Source organism: Sphingobacterium sp. JB170 (genome assembly GCF_900163865.1).
In the GTDB taxonomy this organism is placed as follows: Bacteria; Bacteroidota; Bacteroidia; order Sphingobacteriales; family Sphingobacteriaceae; genus Sphingobacterium.
In genome coordinates this window covers 73,316-96,552 of record NZ_FUKU01000043.1, presented here as the reverse complement: position 1 = coordinate 96,552, position 23,237 = coordinate 73,316, and the positions used below count along the sequence as shown (strand labels likewise).

Below are 23,237 nucleotides of genomic sequence, written 5' to 3'. Positions count from 1 at the left end.
AATAGTTAAAAAAATATAGCGCACTCACTTACGAGCCGCCCGTTTATTTATCAGTTACTTTGTCCTCCCAATCAGGTAAGCTTAGCTTCTTAATATGCTTTTTTCTTATTCGGTAAAAATGGTTTTATGAGGCTAATTATTCCGAGAACAATGCAACCAGCGACGATGCCTAGAAGAATTTCTTTAAGAATCGAGGGCCAGCTTGGAAACAAATGGTGAAAATAATCCACATTGTGGGAAAAAATCCCCCCAGCGACTAAGATTAACGCAATCGTACCAACGATGCTTAACCCTTTAATGATTAACGGTAAGGCTTTAATCAATGATTGTCCCAATACATTTAAAAAATGCTTATCCCCCGAAACCAACACCAGTTTATGCCCTACATCGTCCATGCGCACGATTATGGCAACGATACCATATACACCGACAGTTGCGAGTAAAGCGACAACCGAAACCGTTAATATTTGTAGAGTTAACTCGCGATCTAGGACAGTACCGAGTGCTATGATTACTATTTCTATAGAAAGAATAAAGTCTGTAGTAATTGCCGCATTAATTTTTGTCTTCTCCAAGTCGGCATCGGAAGCGTTGTGTTCTTGAATTACTTCTTTTCCTTTCTTTTGCCGATGAAAAAGAAACTCGACAATTTTCTCTACCCCTTCATATGCTAGGTATAAGCCACCTAGAATCAGTATATATTTAACGGCTACAGGCACAAATGCATTGAGCAACAAGGCGACGGGTACAATAATTAATTTATTGAGCAATGAACCTTTGGTAATAGCCCAAAGGACAGGTATTTCACGACTGGCTAAAAAACCAGTTGCCTTCTCGGCATTCACTGCTAAATCGTCCCCTAATATGCCAGCAGTTTTCTGCGTTGCAATTTTACTCGCAACTGCCACATCATCCATTAATGCTGCTATATCATCTAAAATCGCAAAGAAACCTGAGGCCATATAAATTGAGTTATTATCATTTTCTATTTCACAAAAGCGCTTCACGTCAAAAGGTGATTTTACAATTGCTTTTCGGAAGTCGCGTACGTAAAATTAACTTTTTTTTTTAATTGACCTCATGTTTGTCCAACAATATCTCAAAACAAGAGTATCCGAAATGTTTTATCCATTTCAAAGAATGTTTGGGTTAGCTACTTGTTGGATCTTTGTAACGTTTGTTTGGCTTTGCTAAGTTTTTTGAGCATTGAACGGCCTAATTTCTCAAAAATTAAGATCTTTAATTCTGCTAAAGATCTGTTGGAGAATTATAATTTTTAAAATTAAATTCGGTCTGCAACTGGATTCGTTTACAATCTAACTCCTCTACGATGCTTCTGATCGAGAACGTTCTCAATCTATTTTCCATATACATCAAATCTATCTTACGCAAACCTTTGGCTGTATAAATCGCGCACATCGGTTCCATCTGATCATCCTTTGTGTATAAATACACGTCTGCATCTGGAAACGTCTGGTACGTAGAAATAAGATTAATAAGCGCATTGCTATTTATCGAAATCATGTCACAAGCGAGCGCCAGAAAATCCTCAGATTTGTTGTTATGGTGGGCGCTCAATAAACCGTTTAATGGTCCCTTGACGTTTACCGAATCTGGGATAAAGGTTACATTTTCAACAACCCGTCGGTAGGATATGATTTGTTCGGAACGCAGGGACACATACATGGAAACCGTGCAACTGGCAAGCAGGCGACATTGACGAACGACCCAAGCGGAATCGCCAACTGTGCGCAACAGGCCTTTATCGCTTCCCATGCGCGAGCTCCCCCCCCCACACAATACCAATCCCATTAGGTTTGTTGGTTGATTCTCCATTTAACCAGCATAAAGTTCGTCCGTGGAAACACGAGAAAATTCTGATTTTTGAGCGCCACACAAAGAGCAGCGGTAAGTGTTAGATAGTCTATCGAACGGTACACCTTTTTCGACACCTTGCTGGGGATCTCCCCATGCTGCATCATATACCGTTAAACAACGTGAACATTGATGGATAACTTTATCACTAACTTGCTTTTCACGCGTTTCCCGCGGTAAACTTTTCTCGGCAAGCTCTTTTTGTTGATTTAAGTAAAAATATTCGCATATATCCAGCAGTACCGACCCCAAGTGTTCCAAAGGAATTTTCTCTCGGAATGAAAGCAGTTTCTTTGAATTGGGATCAAAATCTACCGTGTGCTCTACCTTGTAAAGGTGACCGGATTCATTTTGATCCGAGCGCGAAATAATGACCGAGCCCCAGACGCCAGTTTGCGATTTAATTTTAATTCCAAAACACAATTTATAGGTACGAACGTCCAGTTGATTTAAATACTGCACGAGCATTTGCTTCAATTTGAGACTTTCATTACATAAGTCCCCCAATTGCCAATTTAGCTCGTTTAATGCGTGGCGTAGATTAATTCGGTGTTTATCCAGCAAACTATCCCACAAAGGACGATCTTTGGTACAAATATCTTTGATGATTAACGATTTCCATGGCGTTGTGTACAGCTGCGCAATACGAGTTTCCTGGCATATCATGCAAATATCTTTTAGTAACGCCATAGAAAAATCCTCATTTCGTCGGTAAATACCAAGCCATAACTTATCGTGATAGGTGTTAAACCCTTCGTAATAAGGCAGCTTAAAGGATGCACCCTGAAAGGGGACGTCTACTGACTGAAACAAAAATTGACCTGTACTAACAGCAGCTGTTTCAAGCTCAGCGCCAGTAAGGTGGGGGAACCCCGAGTTCTTTTTATCCAAAAATGCACTGAGTGGCGCAATATCTCCCGAATAGACTAAAGAATTCCAGCAGTAAAAATTATTGGTTTTAGGGAATCGAATATACAGATACCAATAATTACTGATTTCAGAGCATACAAAATTTAAATTTCCGGTAAAAAAAGGCACGAAAGACTGGGTACCGTCAACGATATTTACTTTTAAATCTGGCGTAAAATCAAAGCCTTCGAGAATATCCTTGTATACCCCCTCACGAAGCCAGATAGCCTTGTTAAAAATACCTTCCCCGACATACGAGCTTACTATATTTGGAGAAAAATCTATGCCTACTTCAATAGGGAGTTCAAGATTTAAAAAAACATATTCTAGGTCCGATAGTTCTTCTTTGGTTACCTGGAAAAGCATCTGCTGACGTGTCCCAAACCGTACCGCATGAATACCGATATCATCCAAACTCTCGACTAACGTCAACAGTTCACCGACAGCAACAACTCCGCCGATAAAATTTATGGATACCCAGCGTAATTCTTTATTTTCCTTAACCAGCATGCGCAACCTCCTTTTTTTTACCACTAACTTTCTCTAACGCAAGCATTTTATCGAGTAATGATTGAACCTCTGGACGACATGATCCACACCCTTGACTAGCACCGGTGGATTCACATAAATCGTTCATATCTTTACATCCACTCTCAATAGCTTTTTCCAGATTACCGATTCCTACTTGACCGCACGAACAAACCAGTCGTCCAACAACGGGATCCTTTTGCATACCACCGCGTAAAAGTTGTATCCGCTTCTCACTCAACTCAATCTTACCCTGGATTAGATTTTTAAATTCTATAAATTCACTTTTATCGCCGATTAGAATCGTGCCTACTAAACGATCTTGATAAACGATACATTTTTTATAATACCGTTTTGCTTTATCGATAAATACAATCTCTTGATAGTGTTCATTGGGGCATTCGGTGACACCAATACTACATAGGTCGAATTTTTGAATCTTCAAAATATTCATAAATAAACTACCTTCATAAGAGCGCGACACATCCCCGTTATGAAAACGAGCTACAACCTCAGCCTGTTCTTCTGCTGCTGCCGTAATTCCATAGAGCATTCCTTGAAATTCCGCAATTTCGCCGATCGCATAGATATTAGGGTCATTTGTGCGTAGGTAATGATCAACCAATACGCCACGCTTACATGCTAAACCAGCATCTTTTGCCAGCTCGATATTCGGCGTGGTCCCAGCCGCTAAAAGCACAGCGTCACATTGAATCTGTTGCCCACTTTTTAACTCTACTTTACGAAGTTTACTTCTGCCATAATACAGCTGCACCTCATCGTTGTAATACACGTTGCACCCCTGATCAACCATTTCTTGATGTAACAACTGACTCCCTAAAGGATCTAATTGTCGGTTGAGAAATCGCGAGACGCGTTGAACGATACTTATTTTAAATCCAATTTCACCAAGTGAAGCAGCCATTTCCAGACCGAGCAAGCCCCCTCCAATAATCACTAAATGTCCCCCTTTAGGCAAATATTTCTTCAGACTATCGGCATCCTCGCGTTTTCGCATCGTAAAAATCCCCGGTAATTTTGGAACATTTTTAGGCACAGCCGGTCTACTTCCTGTTGCTAATATCAGCACGTCATATGGTGTTCGAATACCGCGCGAGTCTAACACCTGCTTTCCTTGCCGGTCTATCGCGGTCACGCTTACACCACGAATATGTTGAATATTAAACTCCGCCTCCTGCTCGTCTTGCATCTTTATAAGCTGCTCCCACTGCATTTCACCGCTTACATAATGAGGCAACATTACACGATTATAAAATGGCAAATTTTCATTGCTAAAAACAATAATCTCGTCGACCGTATTCAACGCACGATACGACTTCACGAAACCAAAGGCGCCAGCCCCAGCGCCGACGATTACAATACGTTCTTTAGCCTTCTTATAGGGCTGAACACGTACGGCACAATATTTAAAATCCGGTTGTTTTGAAACCGGGTCTAACAAATCGTTTGTTAAATTGTTAGCACGTAGCAAATCGGAGTCACGCACCTTACCCCAATGCATTGGAAGAAAAACAACCCCTGGCTTAATAGAAAGGCTAAGTTTTGCTTTTACGCGAACGTCGCCTCGCAAAGAGCTCACGTCGACGAGCTGACCTTCATGAATCGACAACGATGTCGCATCCTGTGCGTTGATTTCGAGAAAAGACTCTTTAATATGTTGATTTAGTTTATTTACTTTCCCTGTCTTGGACATGGTGTGCCACTGATCACGAATACGCCCAGTAGTCAGGATTAATGGATAATCTACACTCACCAACTCGCTGCGCAAATTTGCTCGCGAACTATGAATAACAGCCCGCATATTGCTAGTATAGAACACGCCATCGGTAAATAGGCGCTTCGTACTCGATTTCGATCGTTTCGAGTAAGGCCATTGAACTGTACCTTGTCTATCAATCTCCGAATAATCGAGACCCTCAATATTTATATTTGTCTTTTTTGTCAAGCGCGTATGCTCTTTAAATATGTCCTGAGGAGTTTTGTAATCGAATCCCGGATATCCCATTTTTTGAGCGAACCGGCAGATGATTTCAGCGTCAGGCAACGCTTCCCCTGGTGGCTCAATCAATTTACGTATATGACTGATCCGACGTTCTGAGTTAGTCATCGTCCCTTCTTTTTCCGCCCATGCGGCAGCTGGTAAAATGACATCTGCATATTCCAATGTTTGGGCTTTATCTGTGATCTCTTGGACAACAACAAATTTTGCTTTGCGCAATGCCTCATCCACAAAGCGCGCATTCGGAAGGCTGGTAAGGGGGTTAGTACACATTATCCAAATAGCTTTTAAGCGTCCTTGGTGCAGCGCTTCAAACATTTCTGTAGCGGTGAGCCCTGGTTTTTCAGCGATTTTTGTACAGCCCCAAAATTCCTCTACTTCGCCGCGGTGTTGCGCGTTGGCCAGATCACGGTGTGCGGGCAGTAAATTCGCCAAGCCACCAACCTCTCTTCCTCCCATCGCGTTCGGCTGCCCCGTTAAGGAAAACGGTCCCGAACCCGGTTTTCCAATTTTCCCCGTAATTAGATTTAAATCGATAAGACTTAAGTTTTTATCAACACCATTGGCACTCTGATTCAACCCCATCGTCCACATGCTTAAAAAACCCGTAGATTCTCCAATGTAGGTCGCTGCAAGCAGAATATCTTGTTCGCTTAGGCCACATATCGCCGCTGATTGAGAAAGCGTTCTTTCCGAAACAACCTTTTCATAATCCGCAAACCCCTGCGTATGATTGGCAATAAAACCTACGTCAATATTTCCCTTTTCAATTAAGATGCGTCCAATAGCGTAATTTAAAATCATATCCGTACCTGGATTAATCTGCAAGTGCAAATCCGCAATGGAGCAGCTATCTGTAGACCGTGGGTCGACGACGATGATTTTCACCTCCGGGTTCTTTTCTTTGTGTGCTTCCACGCGACGCCACAATATTGGGTGACACCATGCAGGATTAGCGCCTTCAACGAGTAAACAGTCGGAATGCTCAATATCATCGTAACATATAGGGACCGAATCTTCCCCCAAGCTCATTTTCATAGCACTGACCGCACTACTCATGCATAACCGGGAATTTGTATCAATGTTATTGCTTCCGATAAATCCCTTGATAAGCTTGTTGACGACATAATACTCTTCTGTTAAACATTGTCCTGATGCGTAGAAACCAACTGAGTCTGGCCCATACTGTTCGATAATGGTCTTGAATACGGCTGCAGTGCGTGCCAATGCCTCATCCCACGTCACACGCTGCCTCGGTAAATGTTTATTATAACGTACGACGGGATATAGTAACCGGTCACTTCGGTCGTTCACAGTATATTGCAGATTCAATCCTTTGCTACATAATTTCCCTTTGTTTACCGGGTGATTTACGTCGCCGATAACACGAACGGTGAGGTCGTCTTCACGACTAATTTGCACGCCACAGCCCACACCGCAGTAGCAACAGGTACTTCCTATTGATTTATTGGAGTTCATTCTACTCATCTTACTAGGGGTTTACTATAAACCTTTCTCATACTATTTCTCGTCCGCACAGCCTTTGGATTCGTTTGAAATTTTATGCAGACAACGACAAATCCAATTAAAACGACACCAATACCGATATACCAAAATGCGTCGGCATAGCTAAGGCTTTCTGATTTAAACAAAAAGCCGACGAGCATCGCGCCAATATTTCCACCGGCTCCTACTATTCCACTTACACTTCCAATATTTGTCCGATTTATAAAAGGAACGATACCATAAGTGCATCCGTTCGCCATTTTTAGAAATAAAGCAAAAATAATCATCGCAATGATTGCTAGTAATAAAGTGTTTGCTAATGCAAAAAAAACGATCGCAATACCTTCCAAGATTAATAAGATACCGAGAACGATACCTTTTCCTTTTATACCATAATATTGTCCAACTTTATCACTCACTATCCCCCCGATTGCACGGGCAAAGAGATTCATCCCTCCAAATATGCTCGCCATCACTCCTGCTAGCAAGAAACTCGTTCCGAAGCGATCGACGAAGAATGTTGCAGCAACGTTATCAACCGTTAATTCGATTCCAAAACACGCTGCATATGCAAATGCCAGCGCCCATACCCTATAATCTCTTAGGGCGTTGAGGAAAGTACCTTTCTGTTTTGGTTCCCCGTGTTCACGTGCCGCTATCTCTTTAAAATTACCCGCAGGCGTATCTTTGGTGTAGCGGTAATAAAAAAAAGCCATAACCAAGAGCATAATACCAGGGACAATCATGGCTGCGCGCCACGAGTCTTCTTTACTTACTAACCCTAAAGCAGCAAAACCCATCGCAATCAAAGGCATAACAAGGTTTGTCACACCGCCACCGAGATTCCCCCACCCTCCAGTAATTGCATTGGCGGTTCCTATAATGTTAGGGGCGAACATCAACGATGTATGGAACTGTGTAATCACGAACGAGGCACCGACGATGCCGATAAAAAACCTAAATAGTAATAAAGATTCATAACTGTTACTCAGACCAATAAACATAACGGGAATCGATCCTAAAATCAACAGTCCGGTGTAGGTTAGACGTGGGCCCCACATATCGCACAACTTACCGACGATAAGTCGGGCGAATATTGTCGCCGAAACCGAGGCGATAATAATATTTCCGATTTCGCTTTTGGATAGATTTAATTGCTCACGAATGAGCGGCATTAACGGCGCGGTACCAAACCATCCAAAAAAGCAGAAAAAAAAGGTGATCCATGTCAAATGGAATGTACGCATCTGTATACCCTTGAATGAAAATATCCGAAGCTTATCTAATGGTTGTTGACTGTGCATAGTAGCGAGTTAGTTGAATAAATATTTGACTAATATGGTATGTATGAAATCTGTTGTCCAGGATGTAGATCACTTAATTCTCTTGGGTGCCAGCCAAAACCGGACGCCTCAAGTCCGGCGGTAATATCGCCGGACCCGTTGTATTGCATAAGTTCTAACCCGATCCCGTTTGGGTTGTCGCGTACCGGGAAAAATTCGTCAAAACCGCTATTGTTTTTCCTGTGGAAATTTACCGAAGCGAGGTTACAACGCTCGGGAAGGATACCGCTGCACGCTTGTAAATAGTTTTCGACAAATAATATAAACGTAACCATACAGGATAATGGATTGCCGGGTAAGGCAAAAACTAGGGTTCCATTTTTACTTCGGCCAAGCGTGAAGGGTTTACCCGGCTTTATAGCAACGCGCGAAACTAGTATCTCCACATCAAGGGCTTGCAACATCTCGAGAACATAATCCGCATCGCCCGCAGAGATCCCTCCATTTATCAATACTAACTCTGACTTTAGTGCCTCTTCAAGAGCGGAGAACAATGCTTTTTTAGAATCTTTAACATGAATTTTATATTCCGGCGTAATATTCCACTTTTTTAACATCGATACCAGAAGATGACCATTGCTATTACGTATTTGAAAGCGGCGAACCTTATTTTCTACCCCTACAATCTCCGAACCGGTTGTAACGATTGCTGTACTTGGCATTTTGGAAACCCGTACCGATGGCTTACCTAAAGCCGCAAGTAGAGCTACTACGGAAGGGCCGCACAGCCGTCCGCGGGGGAGGATACGCTCTCCTTTGGAACAGTCCTCTGCTTTTTTGGCAATATTTTGATACGGCTTTAATGCTGCGGAGGTCACTTCTACCATTTCCCCGTGATATACTAGATCTTCCTTTCGAATTACCGTGTCGGCAGATACAGGGCAAGCAGCGCCGGTCATTATTACAAAACATTCGCCAGCACCGATCTCACCCGTAGCACGATCGCCGGCAAACACCTCGCTTTTTATTCGAAATCGGCGCGTCCCTGATTGCCAATCTGTATACCGTAATGCAATCCCATCCATAGCCACTCGATCAAACGGAGGGTAATCCCGATCAGCAAATATATCCTCATCCAGCACGTGTCGATCCAGATGATCAATGTCGCAATCGACCGCAGTAAAAGGATGTGCTTGCGCACGAATGATAGCATGCGTTTGTTGAATAGTGTTCATGTTATGAGTTTTTTGCTGAGAGCATTTTTTTTGCATAAAATAAATCAGGCAAGATAGCTTTCAAGGATTCTTGCACCCCTTTGCTACTTCCAGGCAAAGTCACTATAAACGACTGCCCTATTGTTCCTGCTACGGTCCGACTGAACATAGCTCGTGAGCTATGAAGTGTACCGTGGGCATACATGGCATGCGTAACCCCCTCTACTTTCTTGTGCAGAAGCGGATTGATAGCTTCATAAATTAAATCTTTAACTCCTAAACCGGTAGCACCGCAGGTAAAGATAAAATCGACATCCTGCGCGGCCCAAGATTGAACCTGTTTTTGAATACGTTCAAGAGCACAAGGTAACACCCGATGATCAACCAACGTTACATGATGTTCTTCGAGTATCTGAATCACTAAATCGCCACTTTTATTCTCGCGACTTTTCGATGCAATGCTGTCCGAACAGACTAATACTGCGCATCGGAGCTTATCGAGCGGCCCCATATTGCTAGACGACTCATCTTCGCTAGGTAATAGCTTCATAGAACCTATTTCTATTTCTCCGGCGGTGTAAAACAATTGTTCGTAGAGTTGTAAACTGGCTGCAGTCGCAGCCGACAAGCATTCCATATCAATCGGGGCTCGTACAAGCGAACTGCCATCCGCACAAACTAAAATTCCTGCCTCATAGTTAGGGTAGTTCGTAAAGAATAGTTGATCAGTTGAAGGCTGGACGTAGCTAAAGGTGATCGCTAAGGCATCTATCGGCAATACGTGTCTGCTGGCGAATATCTGCGCGGTCAACTTCGCCGCTTGGTATCCCGCCAGTTTTGCTTGGGAAAACAATAATTGGGCATGTTCCAGGTCAATCTTTAGTTGATTGACACAATCCTGGGTACAATAAACGACCGAGACAGCAGAACTTCGTCTTCGCCTAAGCGTATTATTACTAATATCAAGCATCTATTTTTTATTCAAGATCAAATTACTATACGTGTTGTTTCGTTAGCCGCTCGAAGCGTATTCTGTAGATCGACAACCTCGCCAATTATAATAATCGCTGGATTAGATAAGCCGCTATTTTCGCTTGCCATTACTAAGTCCGCAACACAGCAAAGAACCTGGTTTTGATCCTTACAGGAAACTTGTTGTACGATGGCCGCTGGCCGGTCGGCTTTTCCCAGCATCACATAGACACGCGCAATCTGCGCGAGTTTCTGCATTCCCATATAAATTACAACTGTCGATGTACTTTGTGCAGCCAAACTCAAATCGCAGGCGAACGCACCATCTTCTTTTGTTGCCGTCAATGCCCACACGCCATTGCTCACGCCCCGATGCGTTAAGGGAATGCTATTTAACCCTGCACCTTGCATAGCGCTGATTCCCGGGATGTATTGAACATCTATGGATCGCCGTTTTGCATACAACCATTCTTCGAAGCCCCGACCAAACATATACGGGTCACCACCCTTTAATCTTACTACGCGTCGATATCGGTTACAGTAAAATGAAATTAAGGCATGGATTTCATCTTGAGTCACCTGTTTCGCATATGGAATTTTACCGACGAATCGTTTTATACAATTATCAGGTGCCAATTCGATTATCCGCTCATCAACTAAGTTGTCAAATAAGATAACTTGAGCAAATTTTATCGTTTCATAGGCCTTTATCGTTAACAAACCCGGGTCACCCGGACCAGATCCCACCAAAAACAATGTATTCATACTATATTTTTAATAAAAATCAATATATTGATAAACATAAAACCAAATTTATTAAAAAAACAAACCAATAACACTACATAATGCAATAAAAAAATAATTTTATGTAAAAATATCAATTAAAATATAGTTAATTATTGAATATATAAAAATAATACATAAATTAGCTAAATAAATAATTAATAACCCACAAAAACAACTATAATTAAAGATGAAAAAGATAATAATCATAGGAAATGGAATGGTGGGTAATAAATTTTGTGAAAAAATCAAACAAAAAGATCCTAACATAGAAATAACCATCTTTAGTGAAGAGTCTTTTCGCGCTTACGACCGTGTTCATTTAACAGATTACTTCAAAAACAAAACGCTGAAGGACCTTTACCTAACGCAAACCGACTGGTACACACTAAATAGTGTCAAATTACACTTAAACGACCCGATCACCCAGATCAACTCGACAAAAAAAACAGTCACATCGCAACAAGGCATACACCTAGAATACGATTACTTGGTATTTGCAACGGGATCAGCGGCATTTGTGCCCGATATTCCCGGAACAGACAAACAAGGCGTGTTTTTATACCGCACGATTGAAGATTTGAACCAGATAAAACTCTATGCAAAAAGCGCGAAAAAAGGCACGGTGATGGGCGGCGGATTATTAGGACTCGAGGCCGCAAAGGCATTATTAGATCTTGGGATTCGAGAGTCATCCGTCATCGAATTCGCTCCGCGATTAATGCCTCGACAGATCGATGAACGCGCAAGCTGGTTATTGCAGGGAAAATTAAAACAACTCGGTGTGGACTGCCTACTCCAAAAATCGACAACACAGATTCTGGGCGATAAAAACATTACGGGGATCGAATTTGCCGACGGTAGTAACATTGAAACAGATATCCTTATTATATCAGCCGGCATACGCCCGCGCGACGAACTCGCCAAGAAACTCGGATTAGCGACTGGCCCACGAGGTGGTATTCTGGTAAATAACAAAATGCAAACCTCCGACCCCTACATCTATGCCGTTGGCGAATGCGCTATACACAACGAGATGATTTACGGGTTAATTGCTCCCGGTTATGAAATGGCAGAGGTTGCAGCATCGCACATACTCAACAATACAAAGGAATTTTCTGGATTCGACATGAGCACCAAGCTAAAACTAATGGGGGTTGATGTGGCAAGCTTTGGTGACCCCTTTATCGAAGAGCCGCATGCCCACACGCTAATTATTGAAGATAAAAACAGAGGTGTCTACAAACGACTAAACATCAGTACATGTGGTCAAAATCTACTTGGAGGAGTTTTAGTCGGCGACGCATCGGACTACAACATGCTCTTGCAAACGACAACCAATAAAATCCCACTCCCCGATCACCCTGAGGAATTACTTTATGGTCCAATTTCCGATCGCAATTCGGACACAACTGGATTAGATGCACTCCCCGATGATGCGCTTATTTGCAGCTGCGAAGGAATTACCAAATCGAATATAATAGACGCCGTAATGCAACAAGGTTGTGAAAACTCCGAGGACATAAAAAAATGCACAAAAGCAGGATCGGGTTGCGGCGGATGCACACCAATGGTGAATGACCTTGTAAACAACACGCTGAAAAAACAGGGAAAATACATTAGAAACACAATCTGTGAGCACTTCGAACTTAGCAGACAAGAACTATACGACCTCATCAAAATTCACAAACTAAAAACGTTCGACGATACGATCGACAATTTAGGTACTGGTGACGGCTGTGAGGTGTGCAAACCCATTGTATCTTCCGTTCTGGCTAGCCTATGGAATGAAATGATCTTACAACAAGGCAATGATGTCACTCAAGACAGTAATGATCGCTATTTAGCAAACATACAAAAAGGAGGCACCTACTCGATTGTTCCTCGTATTCCAGGCGGCGAGATACAACCTGACAAGCTGATAACGATTGGCTATGTGGCAAAAAAATACGGTCTTTATACAAAAATTACTGGCGGACAACGCATCGATCTGTTTGGCGCCCATCTGGGCGACCTCCCACATATATGGGAGGAGTTAATTGCTGCCGGCTTCGAAAGCGGACACGCCTACGGTAAATCTTTACGCACCGTTAAGAGCTGTGTAGGAAGCACCTGGTGCCGGTTTGGCCTTCACGATAGCGTCTCATTCGCAATTCAAATTGAGGAGCGTTATAAAGGCGTACGTTCACCGCACAAAATAAAATCGGCCGTGAGCGGATGTATTCGGGAATGCGCCGAAGCAAAAAGTAAAGATTTTGGAATAATTGCGACTGAAAAGGGCTGGAACCTATATGTCTGTGGAAATGGCGGCAGCAAACCCCAGCATGCACTATTGCTTGCTAGCGACATCGATAGCGAGACGTGCATCAAATACATCGATCGGTTTCTTATGTTTTACATCAAAACAGCAGACCCACTCATGCGTACTGCAAGCTGGCTAAATAAAATGGAAGGAGGGATAGATTACCTACGAAATGTCATTGTTACGGATAGTTTAAACATGGCTTTGGAGTGGGAAACCGAAATGCAACACCTGGTTAACAATTACCAATGTGAATGGAAAACCGCTGTTAATGACCCGCAGCTAAGAAAACGCTTTGTACATTTTGCAAATGCACCACAGGAAAAAGATCACAATGTACAATTTCGCACAGTTCGAGGGCAAAAAGTAGCGGCCGACTGGAATTCGATTACGAACGTTTAAATAAAAAAATTCCTTTTTTATCAAATGACCAACATCATGAAACAAGAAACTCAAAAACAGTGGCTATCGGCATGTCGGGTAGAAGACGCTATCGAAAACGGTGGAATTTGCCTAAAATTAAACGAACAACAAATTGCACTATTCTATTTTACGCGTCGAAACGAATGGTTTGCCACTCAAAACGAATGCCCACACAAAAAACAAATGATCTTAAGTCGCGGTATGTTGGGATCATTAGGAGATACCCCTAAAGTCGCGTGCCCTTTCCATAAAAAAACATTTGCACTAGACACCGGAGAATGCTTAACAGGCGACGAATGTAGCATTGCAACATACCCCGTCAAAATCGAAAATGGAAACGTATATATCGCAGTTACCGAACCTCACCCGACACTCATAGACCAGTAACAAACGAGTAGCCACAGAGTGTCGGAGAAAACAAACCCTCCGATGCTTTATATTCTCTTTGCTTTGGCCTTTAAACACTTCCACATTATAACCAATCATACGGATGATTGAGGACCACTCACAAAAAGCTTCAAGTGGAGTTGTTAGAACGTTAAATAGTATTAAATTAATACTACCCTCATTTGAATCCAATCGCATTTACATATATTTGATATTAATACTATATAGGTATCATGCGCGGTTCGATGAGACAATTTAAACTTTTCGAAGTTACGCAAGGGTGCAAGACAACATGAAATCAACAATAAAATTCAATAATGTAAACACATTATTCTCCAAAGCACTCAAGGGAAAAATAAACAGTTATTTCAAGCAAAAAGATAAAAAGAAAACCGGCGACCGAACAATCGCGCTCAAAGCAGGTATCTTATTCGGCATACTAGCAATCACCTATGTTACGCTTGTATTTATCCAACCACACTGGATAATCTCGGTGTTATTATGCCTAATTCTAGGAGTTAACCTTTCTGCAATTGGATTCAATGTCATGCATGACGCAGGCCACAATACCTTTTCTGCAGACAAAAAAACAAATACGATACTTTCTTACAGTCTCAACTTACTGGGCGGAAACATTTACTTCTGGAAATTAAAGCATAATATCGCACACCACACCTTTACTAATATCGAAGGAGAAGATTTCGACATCGAAGTTAAGTTCATGCGTTTACATGAAAGTCAACAACGCAAAGATTACCACCGTTTTCAACGGTATTATTTCCTCCTACTCTACGGTATATCCTACTTAGCTTGGATCTTCTACCAAGATTATGAGAAATTTTTCAGACAAAAACTTGGAAAAACCTCCGAACAGTTCCTTCTCCCGATGCGGGAGAAAGTAATTTTCTGGACCAGTAAAATACTCCACCTTATCATTTTTATTGTAATACCTGTATATTTCCTTGGCTGGCTATCCGTATTTGTGGGGCTACTAATCGCAGGCATTGTATGCGGTCTGTCTTTAGCGACCGTTTTCCAACTCGCTCACGTGGTTACAGAGACAGAATTTACCGCCGACGAATCCAGGCACGTCGAGAACGAGTGGATGATTCATCAACTCAGTTCAACAGCAAATTTTGCAACCTCAAACAAAGCGCTTACGTGGCTATTAGGTGGATTAAACTTTCAAGTTGAACACCACCTATTCCCAAAAATAAGTCATGTACATTATCCGGCACTTAATAAAATCGTGAAGCAAACTTGCATGGAATTTAATATCCCGTATATCGAATTCAAATCATTTGGACACGCATTTCAATCGCATGTTCAAGTGATTCAACTAATGGGTAAGCACTAAGCGACTTTCCATTTTAAATTAATTAATTTAACAACCACAAGCTAAAATACCGAAGTTTCGTGAGCCGCTGAATACAGTTAAGCGGCTCACGAAACTTTATAACACAAAGTTATATTTCTATTCAAGCTCGTCCGCAAACCTTAAAAAGAACGCCCCAAAGAAAAACGGAAAAGTTACAGCTATGTGCAGGATTACCGTAAATACCTGTAAGATCTTTCTAGGACTAATGGTTAAATCTGTAAAGTTTTTCTAGGACGAGACATTATCCACAGCATCTTGATTTTATCGCTTTCACGAAAAAGAATTTTCCGTTCGAGTTTGATAAAGGGTATTAGTCCGTCACCTCGGTATTCCATCGAAATATTAACAACTTGGAACGAAGTGAAATTTAGTGAATTCTCTAACAGTTAAAACTTAAACATTGATAATCAGAAGTAATTATTTTAAACATTTACTAAAGAATAAATAATTGCAACTAAGCCAATAATAATACAGTAGATTGCAAAATATGAGAGTCTACTCTTTTTTACCAGAGCAATCATCCAAGTACAAGCAAATAATCCTGCTATAAATGCGGCTATAAAGCCAATACTAAGAGGTATGAAGTTTTCGCTATTATAAGTAAGTTCGCCACTTAAAATATCTTTAGCTATTTTCCCTAAAATTAAAGGGACTACCATCAGAAATGAAAAGCGAGCTGCTTTCGTCTTATCGTTGCCAAGTAATACAGATGTAGATATGGTGGCTCCAGAACGTGATATACCTGGCAGCATAGCAATTGCCTGAGAAACACCTATAATAAAGGCATTTGTAAATGACACCTTCTTATCAGTATCTTTGGCCTTATCCGCAAAAAATAATAGAATCGCTGTAATTATAAGCATGCAACCTACCAACATGATATTACCGCTAAAAAGAGATTCTAATTGCTTTTCAAAAAATATTCCAACCATTACAGCAGGACACATTGAAAAGGCAATTTTTGAGATAAATTGTAAATCGTCGTTCCATTCAAATTTTAATACACCTTTTACAATGCTTACGATATCTTTCCTAAAAACAACAATAGTACTTAATGCGGTTGCAAAGTGTAAAACAATCGTAAAAAGAAGGCTTTCTTCAGGAACTGATTGGTCGCCTAGAATGGCCTTCCCTAATTCTAAATGACCACTTGAAGATACTGGCAAAAATTCAGTAAGTCCCTGTATAATACCGAGGATGATGGCGTCTATAATATCCATTATTTACTTCTTGTCAGGGTTTAATAAATTGGTTTAAATTCGAATCTCGTCTCCAACGGAAACTTAGTAGTTAGAAATATCATTGGTGTCAATGCAGCTATCAGGTAATAAAATAAGCCCCGAAGCAAAATACACAAAACTCATAAACAGGAATTTAAAGGTTCTGTGCACCAAAGAAATATAGATTTTTGAAGCTTCTTTTTGTTCTCTTATGACAGCTTTTTCTTGAAAACTTTAAAATAAATAGATTGATTACAAATAAATTAAGTACCTTTGCTGGGAACAAGGCTCTGCCTCTGCGGCTTCTGAATGAAAATGTTACATATATTTTCATTCTTTATACGCTTTTACAGTGGCCCGTTTAGTAAAATAAATGAATAACGTCATACACTTGGGCATTAGCAACGGCAATATAAACCTTGCAGAACTTCAACACTTTTTTCAAAAAAGCAGTATTGATATACCTATCTCTACCCCTGCTTACGCATCTGCACTTTTCACAGACTAGATGCGACACTTTTAACAATCCACATGACATTTGAAGATTTAAAAATTATAAAACCTATCCTACAGGCCGTTCAGGAAATAGGATACAATACCCCTTCCCCAATACAACAACAAGCAATTCCCGTCATTTTAGCCGGGAGTGATCTTATTGGTTGCGCACAAACGGGAACCGGAAAAACAGCAGCATTTGCAATTCCTGCTTTGCAAAGAATTACGGCAAATAATACCGCCGGCGGGAGGTCACCACGCGTTTTAGTATTAACACCAACGCGTGAGCTAGCTGGGCAAATAAGCGAGAATTTCACATCATTTAGCAAACACCTGAAAGTACGCCAAGCATTAATATTTGGCGGTGTATCTGCAGTAAACCAAATAGCAACTTTGAAAAAAGGTGTTGATGTCATTATCGCAACCCCAGGGAGATTGTTGGATCTAGCTAGACAAAATCAAATTTCGTTAAAAGAAATTGAAATTTTAGTGCTTGACGAGGCTGATACCATGCTTGACATGGGCTTTATTAACGACATAAAGAAAATACTTGCTTTTCTTCCAACAAAAAGACAAACATTATTTTTCTCGGCAACGATGCCTGCTTCCATTAGGAAATTTGCGACCTCTATTTTAAGACAACCCCAAGAGGTTAATGTGAATCCGGTATCCTCCACTGCCGTTTTGATCGAACAATCGGTCTACATGGTGGAAAAAACCGACAAACCAGCATTCTTAGTAAAAATTCTTAGAGGGCGTCGTACTGAACAATCATTAGTTTTCACGCGAACAAAATATGGCGCTGATAGATTAGTCAAAGTTTTGAAGAAACACGGATTTTTTGCAGCAGCTATCCACGGTAACAAATCACAAAATGCGAGACAAAAGGCATTAGCCGATTTCCGGAATGGAGAAATTCAAATCCTAGTTGCAACAGATATTGCTGCACGTGGTATTGATATTGAAGAACTTCCTCATGTAATCAACTATGAACTACCTGAGGTCTCTGAAACATATGTTCATCGAATAGGTCGTACTGGACGTGCTGGCAAAACAGGATTCGCCGTATCTTTGTGTAGTAGCGAAGAACGGAAAAGCCTTGACAGCATTCAAAAACTTATTGGCAATAAAATTAAAGTTGCGCGTCTAACTCAAACGAGAAACAGCGCTTAACGTACAGATATTATAGTATAATAACAATTTTTTTTATTTTTAATTTACAATACCATGCAAGAAGGAAAAGTTAAATTTTTCAACCCTACAAAAGGATTCGGATTCATCACTCCAGCAGACGGAGGTCAGGATATTTTTGTTCACACATCAGGTTTAATCGACGAAATCTATGAGAACGATAACGTATCTTTTGAAGTAGAGAATGGCAAAAAAGGACTTAACGCTGTCAAAGTAAAAGTTATTTAGTCAATTCTTATCCAAGAAGTGGGTAAACTATCCACTTCTTGGATTAATTACCATTCTGACCTGCAATAATCCCCTCCCGTCCCCACGGTATTATTTTTTTTCAACTCGGAACCGAAATTCCAAACAAATACAACAATTATTCTTCTCAACCCTATAAAAAAGAGAGCAAAACTGCAATCCAACCTGTGATTTGTGGCAATACATTTCTTTTCACAAATTATACGCACCTTTTAGACACCCTTTAACCAAAAAAATACGGTTTCCATAAATATTATTAAGTCCTGAATCGAAAAACCTCGTCTATTTCAGTTTTTTTGAAACTTTTCGCTGCCCCATCTGTTAAACAAATACCTGTTTTGTCAAAGGTTTCAAATACTTTGACGCCCTTAACTTGTATCATTTAGCAATTATGCGTGAAAAAAAAACTATAATTATCTCGAATAGACTACCCATTAGAATCGAAAGACGTAATAACGAATTGCATTTTTTACCCAGTGAAGGCGGATTAGCGACCGGGCTAGGCTCGATATACAAGCAAAAAAACAATATTTGGATCGGTTGGCCCGGGTTTACGCCAGAATCGCAGGAAGAAGAAATCATGATTCGCGAGAAACTCACCGAGGAAAATCTAATTCCCATTTTTCTTACCGAAGAGGAAATTCAAGGTTATTACGAAGGATTCGCTAACGAAGTCCTTTGGCCCGTATTTCACTACCGCCTATCCTACGCGGTATACGATATCGACTACTGGAAGTGCTACCAACAGGTCAATCAAAAATTTGCGGAAATATTAGACCAACAGCATATTGACGAACGTGATGAAATTTGGATTCATGACTATCAACTGATGCTTCTCCCCAAATTAGTTCGAAAAAATCACGAACAAATCGCCATCGGTTATTTTCAACATATCCCCTTTCCGCCCGATGAAGTACTCCGAGGCATCCCATGGCGAGACGAACTGCTTGAAGGTCTACTCGGTGCGGATCTGATCTCATTTCATACCTATAACGACACGCAACACTTTCTAAATTCCTGTAAGCATATACTCGGACAAGTCGTAACCAATAATTCCATAGATATTAATAGTCGTAGCGTATCGGTCGAGGCCTACCCAATGGGGATTGACTTTACAAAATTTGACACATTAGCCCACTCGCCACAGATACGTGCAAGGGCAAAAGAAATTCGAGATTATTACAAAGACAAAATCATCATCTTATCGATTGATCGCCTTGACTATAGCAAAGGGATAATTGAACGCTTAAAAGCCTATGAGAGTTTGTTAAAGACCTATCCTCAATTCCGAGAACAAGTGATTCTGTATATGCTAGTCGTCCCCTCACGGGACACCGTCTCCCAATACAAGCTATTACGCGATGAGATCGACCGTACGGTAGGACATATAAACGCCGTCTACGGAAGTAATGAATGGATTCCAATCGCATATTTTTATAACTCATTCCCAGTAGAAGAACTATCGGCACTGTACGTTTCTGCTCAGATCTGCCTAGTCACCTCGCTGCGCGACGGTATGAATTTAGTATGTAAAGAATATGTAGCTAGTAAAGTGGAAACAAATGGGGTATTGGTATTAAGCGAATTGGCCGGCGCGTCAAAAGATCTACAGGAAGCAATACAAGTAAATCCGAATTCGATTGAACAAATCCGTGACGGATTAAAACAGGCCATTGAAATGTCTGAGGAGGAAAAGCGTACCCGGATGGATGAGAGTATTGAAATTGTCAAAAAATTTAATATTCATCACTGGGTTAAGATATTTTTCAAACGGTTACGTGAATCAAAAATTCAGCAAAAACAAGAAATGAATCGCCGGATTCGCCCCGTTGTAAGGGATGCAATTATAGCGCGATATAAGGAGTCAAAGCGTCGCCTTTTCTTTTTTGACTACGACGGTACCCTAGTTGGTTTTGAAAAAGATGCAGCTAAAGCAACGCCAACGGAATCGTTATATAATTTATTAAATAGCATCCAGGATGACCCGGCCAATCAAATCGTAATAATAAGTGGCCGTCGACAATTGGCCCTGCAAAACTGGTTTGAAAATAAAGGTTACTTCTTAGTAGCAGAACATGGTGCATGGACGAATTTCCCGGATTTTAATTGGACATCCAAAGATAATCTGTCGAACACGTGGAAAATTCCCGTCAAAAGGATTATGGATAAATATGCCAATCGCACCACGGGTGCAAGTGTAGAAGAGAAATCCTTTTCACTCGCTTGGCATTATCGAAAAGCGCAAACTGGGTTGGGGCTACAACGGGCACAAGAACTTTATGATAATTTACAGTACCTGACCAAACAGTATAACCTCCAAATACTATTTGGCGATAAAGTTGTTGAAGTAAAAAATAGCGCATTAAACAAAGGCAGCGCAGCAAAGGAAATCGTAAATCCTTTCAAACCAGATTTTATTTTTGCGATCGGTGATGATGCAACGGATGAAGATATGTTTTGTGCACTTCCTGAATATGCCGTCACAGTTAAAGTGGGAAACAAAAAATCAGATGCACAGTTTTACGTCGAAAACCAAAAAGAAGCTATCGCGCTGATCGCACATTTTACATCCAACAGTCATGAGTAAAAGCGGATAAACCTTACTATTTATCACATAATTAAAAACATTATAATATGAAGCACGACCAAAAAAGGCACACCTACGACAGCGGTATAATTGGCAATTGTTCTTATATCGCCCATGTTGAAAAATCGACGAACATAAGCTGGTTATGTTGGCCGACGTTCGAGGATACATTTGTCTTTGGAGGAATGCTTGATGAGCAAGCTGGGGGGGAATTCTCAGTCAAACCCGAATCGGGAATCGTAGCGAGTAATCAACATTATACGGAGAACACGAATATACTCTGCACAGTCGTAGATAGTGAGGACGGACAGTATAAAGTAACAGATTTCGCTCCCCGATTTGAACAGTACGAGCGTTATTTTAAACCGCTGACTTTAATCCGTAAGATCGAACCCCTTTCTGGGCACCCTCGCCTGCGTGTTGTCTGCGAACCAGTTTTCAACTATGGAAAAGGGAAGTTTACAAAGCATCGAGGCAGTAACCATATTCAATACGAAAATGCTGACGTAAAGATGCGCTTATCGACGAACATGCCTATTAGCCATATCTTCGACGACACCCCCTATGTGATTAGCAAACCTATTTACTTGATTCTTACCTACGGAAGTCCCTTCGAGGCTCCTATTGAAAGAACTTCTGAAGATTTCCTAAAGCGCACCAAGCATTACTGGCAATTATGGGTGAAACACGCTTCCATACCGACGTTTTACCAAAAGCAGGTCATACGCTCGGCACTGACGCTAAAACTTCATCAATATGAAGATACGGGAGCAATAATCGCAGCAAGCACAACAAGCTTACCCGAATTTCCGGGTTCCGGCCGAAACTGGGATTATCGCTATTGTTGGCTGCGCGACAGTTATTATGTACTTACCGCTCTTAGCCACATTGGTCATTTTGAAGAAATGGAGAAATATGCCGCCTATATTGCAAATATTACGCAAACCGACCGTGGTCGATTGCAACCACTTTATGGAATCATGGGGCAACACGACCTTACCGAGCGAACGCTCGACCATTTAAAAGGATATTTGAACAACCAACCCATAAGAGTTGGAAATCAAGCTTTTGAACACATTCAAAACGATGTATATGGTCAGGCCATGATCGCTTTACTTCCACTATTCACAGACCACCGTTTTAGACATCAAAACCATACATTCACCAAACAATGGACAACATTTATACTCAATAAAATCGAGTCCACTATCGATGAATTTGATGCAGGTATCTGGGAATTCAGAAATTTCGAGAATCGTCATTGTTACTCAAATCTATTTCAATGGGCCGGCGCAACTGCCGCGCTGAAAATTGCCAAACAATACGATTTTCCAGACCTACATGAACGAGCGGATACACTTCGCCAGAAGGCTGCAAATTATATTGAAGATTGCTATGACCCCAGACGCGAAGCATACACAAATGCGGCAGAGGGAAATAATTTAGATGCCTCAACCTTGCAGTTAATCATGATGAATTATCTCGATCCTGCAAGTGAAAAGGCAAAAAAACATTTAATAGAACTCGAGAAAGAATTAAAAGGGGAAAACGGACTCTTTTACCGGTATCTTCACAGCGACGATTTCGGAAAACCAAAAGCAACATTTTTAGTTTGCGCCTTTTGGTACGTTGAGGCTTTAGCATGTGTCGGCCGTCTAGATGAAGCGCAGGACGTGTTTAAAAAATTACTCTCCTACGGAAACCATTTGATGCTCTTTAGTGAGGATGTGAACGACCATGATGGCAGTCAATGGGGAAATTTTCCGCAGGCATATAGCCATGTAGGTTTGGTAAATGCAGCCTATCGAATTGCCATGAAAATAGATAGTCCGGCATTTTTTGAAAGCTTGTACGAGTAATAAACCTCGAGTGACGGAGGACGGATTCAGGGCTCCTTACTTATAAGCGTAAGCCGAAA

General features: G+C 41.1%; 16 protein-coding genes. 7 read left to right on the top strand and 9 right to left on the bottom strand.

The window, feature by feature from the left end; genetic code table 11:
- Positions 1-89: 89 nt before the first annotated feature.
- From FM107_RS12975 to cobA, 8 genes are all read right to left on the bottom strand, one after another.
- A complete protein-coding gene (locus FM107_RS12975; protein ID WP_306298659.1) occupies positions 90-1,007 on the bottom strand; it encodes a DUF808 domain-containing protein in 918 nt (305 codons plus the stop codon).
- A gap of 241 nt (positions 1,008-1,248) precedes the next feature.
- Positions 1,249-1,836: a molybdenum cofactor guanylyltransferase gene (locus tag FM107_RS12970; protein WP_086948933.1), complete on the bottom strand. Its 588-nt coding sequence runs from the start codon at positions 1,834-1,836 to the stop codon at positions 1,249-1,251.
- On the bottom strand, positions 1,837-3,294 hold the full coding sequence (locus FM107_RS12965; protein WP_086948932.1) for a rubredoxin: 1,458 nt from the start codon (positions 3,292-3,294) through the stop codon (positions 1,837-1,839). It abuts the gene before it with no gap.
- Positions 3,284-6,820, bottom strand: a complete 3,537-nt coding sequence (locus FM107_RS12960) for a nitrate reductase (protein WP_256959523.1) — start codon at positions 6,818-6,820, stop codon at positions 3,284-3,286. Before FM107_RS12960 ends, FM107_RS12965 begins: the two co-directional genes overlap by 11 nt.
- Positions 6,817-8,142, bottom strand: a complete 1,326-nt coding sequence (locus tag FM107_RS12955) for a NarK family nitrate/nitrite MFS transporter (protein WP_086948931.1) — start codon at positions 8,140-8,142, stop codon at positions 6,817-6,819. Before FM107_RS12955 ends, FM107_RS12960 begins: the two co-directional genes overlap by 4 nt.
- A 29-nt stretch (positions 8,143-8,171) precedes the next feature.
- A complete protein-coding gene (locus tag FM107_RS12950; protein ID WP_179204479.1) occupies positions 8,172-9,356 on the bottom strand; it encodes a molybdopterin molybdotransferase MoeA in 1,185 nt (394 codons plus the stop codon).
- 1 nt (position 9,357) lies between these two features.
- The gene (locus FM107_RS12945) at positions 9,358-10,305 is read right to left on the bottom strand and encodes a molybdopterin-binding protein (protein WP_086948929.1); all 948 of its coding nucleotides are present in this window, start codon (positions 10,303-10,305) and stop codon (positions 9,358-9,360) included.
- A 17-nt stretch (positions 10,306-10,322) separates the two neighbouring features.
- Positions 10,323-11,072 (bottom strand): uroporphyrinogen-III C-methyltransferase, encoded by a 750-nt coding sequence (gene cobA, locus FM107_RS12940; protein WP_086948928.1) that lies wholly within the window; start codon positions 11,070-11,072, stop codon positions 10,323-10,325.
- Positions 11,073-11,280: 208 nt separating this feature from the next.
- Between cobA and nirB the strand changes: the two genes are divergently transcribed.
- The 3 genes from nirB (at position 11,281) to FM107_RS12925 (ending at position 15,559) form a co-directional block, all read left to right on the top strand.
- Entirely contained in the window at positions 11,281-13,794 is a 2,514-nt protein-coding gene (gene nirB / locus FM107_RS12935) for a nitrite reductase large subunit NirB (RefSeq protein ID WP_086948927.1), read from the top strand.
- Positions 13,795-13,830: 36 nt separating this feature from the next.
- Positions 13,831-14,202: a nitrite reductase small subunit NirD gene (gene nirD / locus FM107_RS12930; RefSeq protein ID WP_086948926.1), complete on the top strand. Its 372-nt coding sequence runs from the start codon at positions 13,831-13,833 to the stop codon at positions 14,200-14,202.
- A gap of 292 nt (positions 14,203-14,494) precedes the next feature.
- Positions 14,495-15,559, top strand: a complete 1,065-nt coding sequence (locus FM107_RS12925) for an acyl-CoA desaturase (RefSeq protein WP_086948925.1) — start codon at positions 14,495-14,497, stop codon at positions 15,557-15,559.
- Positions 15,560-16,002: 443 nt separating this feature from the next.
- On the opposite strand, the gene FM107_RS12920 is transcribed toward FM107_RS12925, so the two are convergent.
- A complete protein-coding gene (locus tag FM107_RS12920; protein ID WP_086948924.1) occupies positions 16,003-16,800 on the bottom strand; it encodes an undecaprenyl-diphosphate phosphatase in 798 nt (265 codons plus the stop codon).
- A gap of 531 nt (positions 16,801-17,331) precedes the next feature.
- Between FM107_RS12920 and FM107_RS12915 the strand changes: the two genes are divergently transcribed.
- The 4 genes from FM107_RS12915 to FM107_RS12900 all read left to right on the top strand — a co-directional run bounded on the left by FM107_RS12915 (position 17,332) and on the right by FM107_RS12900 (position 23,178).
- Positions 17,332-18,468: a DEAD/DEAH box helicase gene (locus tag FM107_RS12915; RefSeq protein WP_086948923.1), complete on the top strand. Its 1,137-nt coding sequence runs from the start codon at positions 17,332-17,334 to the stop codon at positions 18,466-18,468.
- Positions 18,469-18,522: 54 nt separating this feature from the next.
- Entirely contained in the window at positions 18,523-18,714 is a 192-nt protein-coding gene (locus FM107_RS12910; RefSeq protein ID WP_086948922.1) for a cold-shock protein, read from the top strand.
- A gap of 409 nt (positions 18,715-19,123) precedes the next feature.
- Positions 19,124-21,319, top strand: coding sequence for a bifunctional alpha,alpha-trehalose-phosphate synthase (UDP-forming)/trehalose-phosphatase (locus tag FM107_RS12905; protein ID WP_086948921.1), 2,196 nt, complete (start codon positions 19,124-19,126; stop codon positions 21,317-21,319).
- Between the two features lie 47 nt (positions 21,320-21,366).
- Positions 21,367-23,178, top strand: a complete 1,812-nt coding sequence (locus tag FM107_RS12900; RefSeq protein ID WP_086948920.1) for a glycoside hydrolase family 15 protein — start codon at positions 21,367-21,369, stop codon at positions 23,176-23,178.
- The last annotated feature ends 59 nt before the right edge of the window (positions 23,179-23,237 follow it).

Excerpts from the sequence above, each read along its gene's own strand:
- FM107_RS12970 (WP_086948933.1), bottom strand. The coding sequence starts at position 1,836 with ATGGAGAATCAACCAACAAACCTAATGGGATTGGTATTGTGTGGGGGG.
- FM107_RS12965 (WP_086948932.1), bottom strand. The coding sequence starts at position 3,294 with ATGCTGGTTAAGGAAAATAAAGAATTACGCTGGGTATCCATAAATTTT.
- FM107_RS12960 (WP_256959523.1), bottom strand. The coding sequence starts at position 6,820 with ATGAGTAGAATGAACTCCAATAAATCAATAGGAAGTACCTGTTGCTAC.
- FM107_RS12955 (WP_086948931.1), bottom strand. The coding sequence starts at position 8,142 with ATGCACAGTCAACAACCATTAGATAAGCTTCGGATATTTTCATTCAAG.
- FM107_RS12950 (WP_179204479.1), bottom strand. The coding sequence starts at position 9,356 with ATGAACACTATTCAACAAACGCATGCTATCATTCGTGCGCAAGCACAT.
- FM107_RS12945 (WP_086948929.1), bottom strand. The coding sequence starts at position 10,305 with ATGCTTGATATTAGTAATAATACGCTTAGGCGAAGACGAAGTTCTGCT.
- cobA (WP_086948928.1), bottom strand. The coding sequence starts at position 11,072 with ATGAATACATTGTTTTTGGTGGGATCTGGTCCGGGTGACCCGGGTTTG.
- nirB (WP_086948927.1), top strand. The coding sequence starts at position 11,281 with ATGAAAAAGATAATAATCATAGGAAATGGAATGGTGGGTAATAAATTT.
- nirD (WP_086948926.1), top strand. The coding sequence starts at position 13,831 with ATGAAACAAGAAACTCAAAAACAGTGGCTATCGGCATGTCGGGTAGAA.
- FM107_RS12925 (WP_086948925.1), top strand. The coding sequence starts at position 14,495 with ATGAAATCAACAATAAAATTCAATAATGTAAACACATTATTCTCCAAA.
- FM107_RS12920 (WP_086948924.1), bottom strand. The coding sequence starts at position 16,800 with ATGGATATTATAGACGCCATCATCCTCGGTATTATACAGGGACTTACT.
- FM107_RS12915 (WP_086948923.1), top strand. The coding sequence starts at position 17,332 with ATGACATTTGAAGATTTAAAAATTATAAAACCTATCCTACAGGCCGTT.
- FM107_RS12910 (WP_086948922.1), top strand. The coding sequence starts at position 18,523 with ATGCAAGAAGGAAAAGTTAAATTTTTCAACCCTACAAAAGGATTCGGA.
- FM107_RS12905 (WP_086948921.1), top strand. The coding sequence starts at position 19,124 with ATGCGTGAAAAAAAAACTATAATTATCTCGAATAGACTACCCATTAGA.
- FM107_RS12900 (WP_086948920.1), top strand. The coding sequence starts at position 21,367 with ATGAAGCACGACCAAAAAAGGCACACCTACGACAGCGGTATAATTGGC.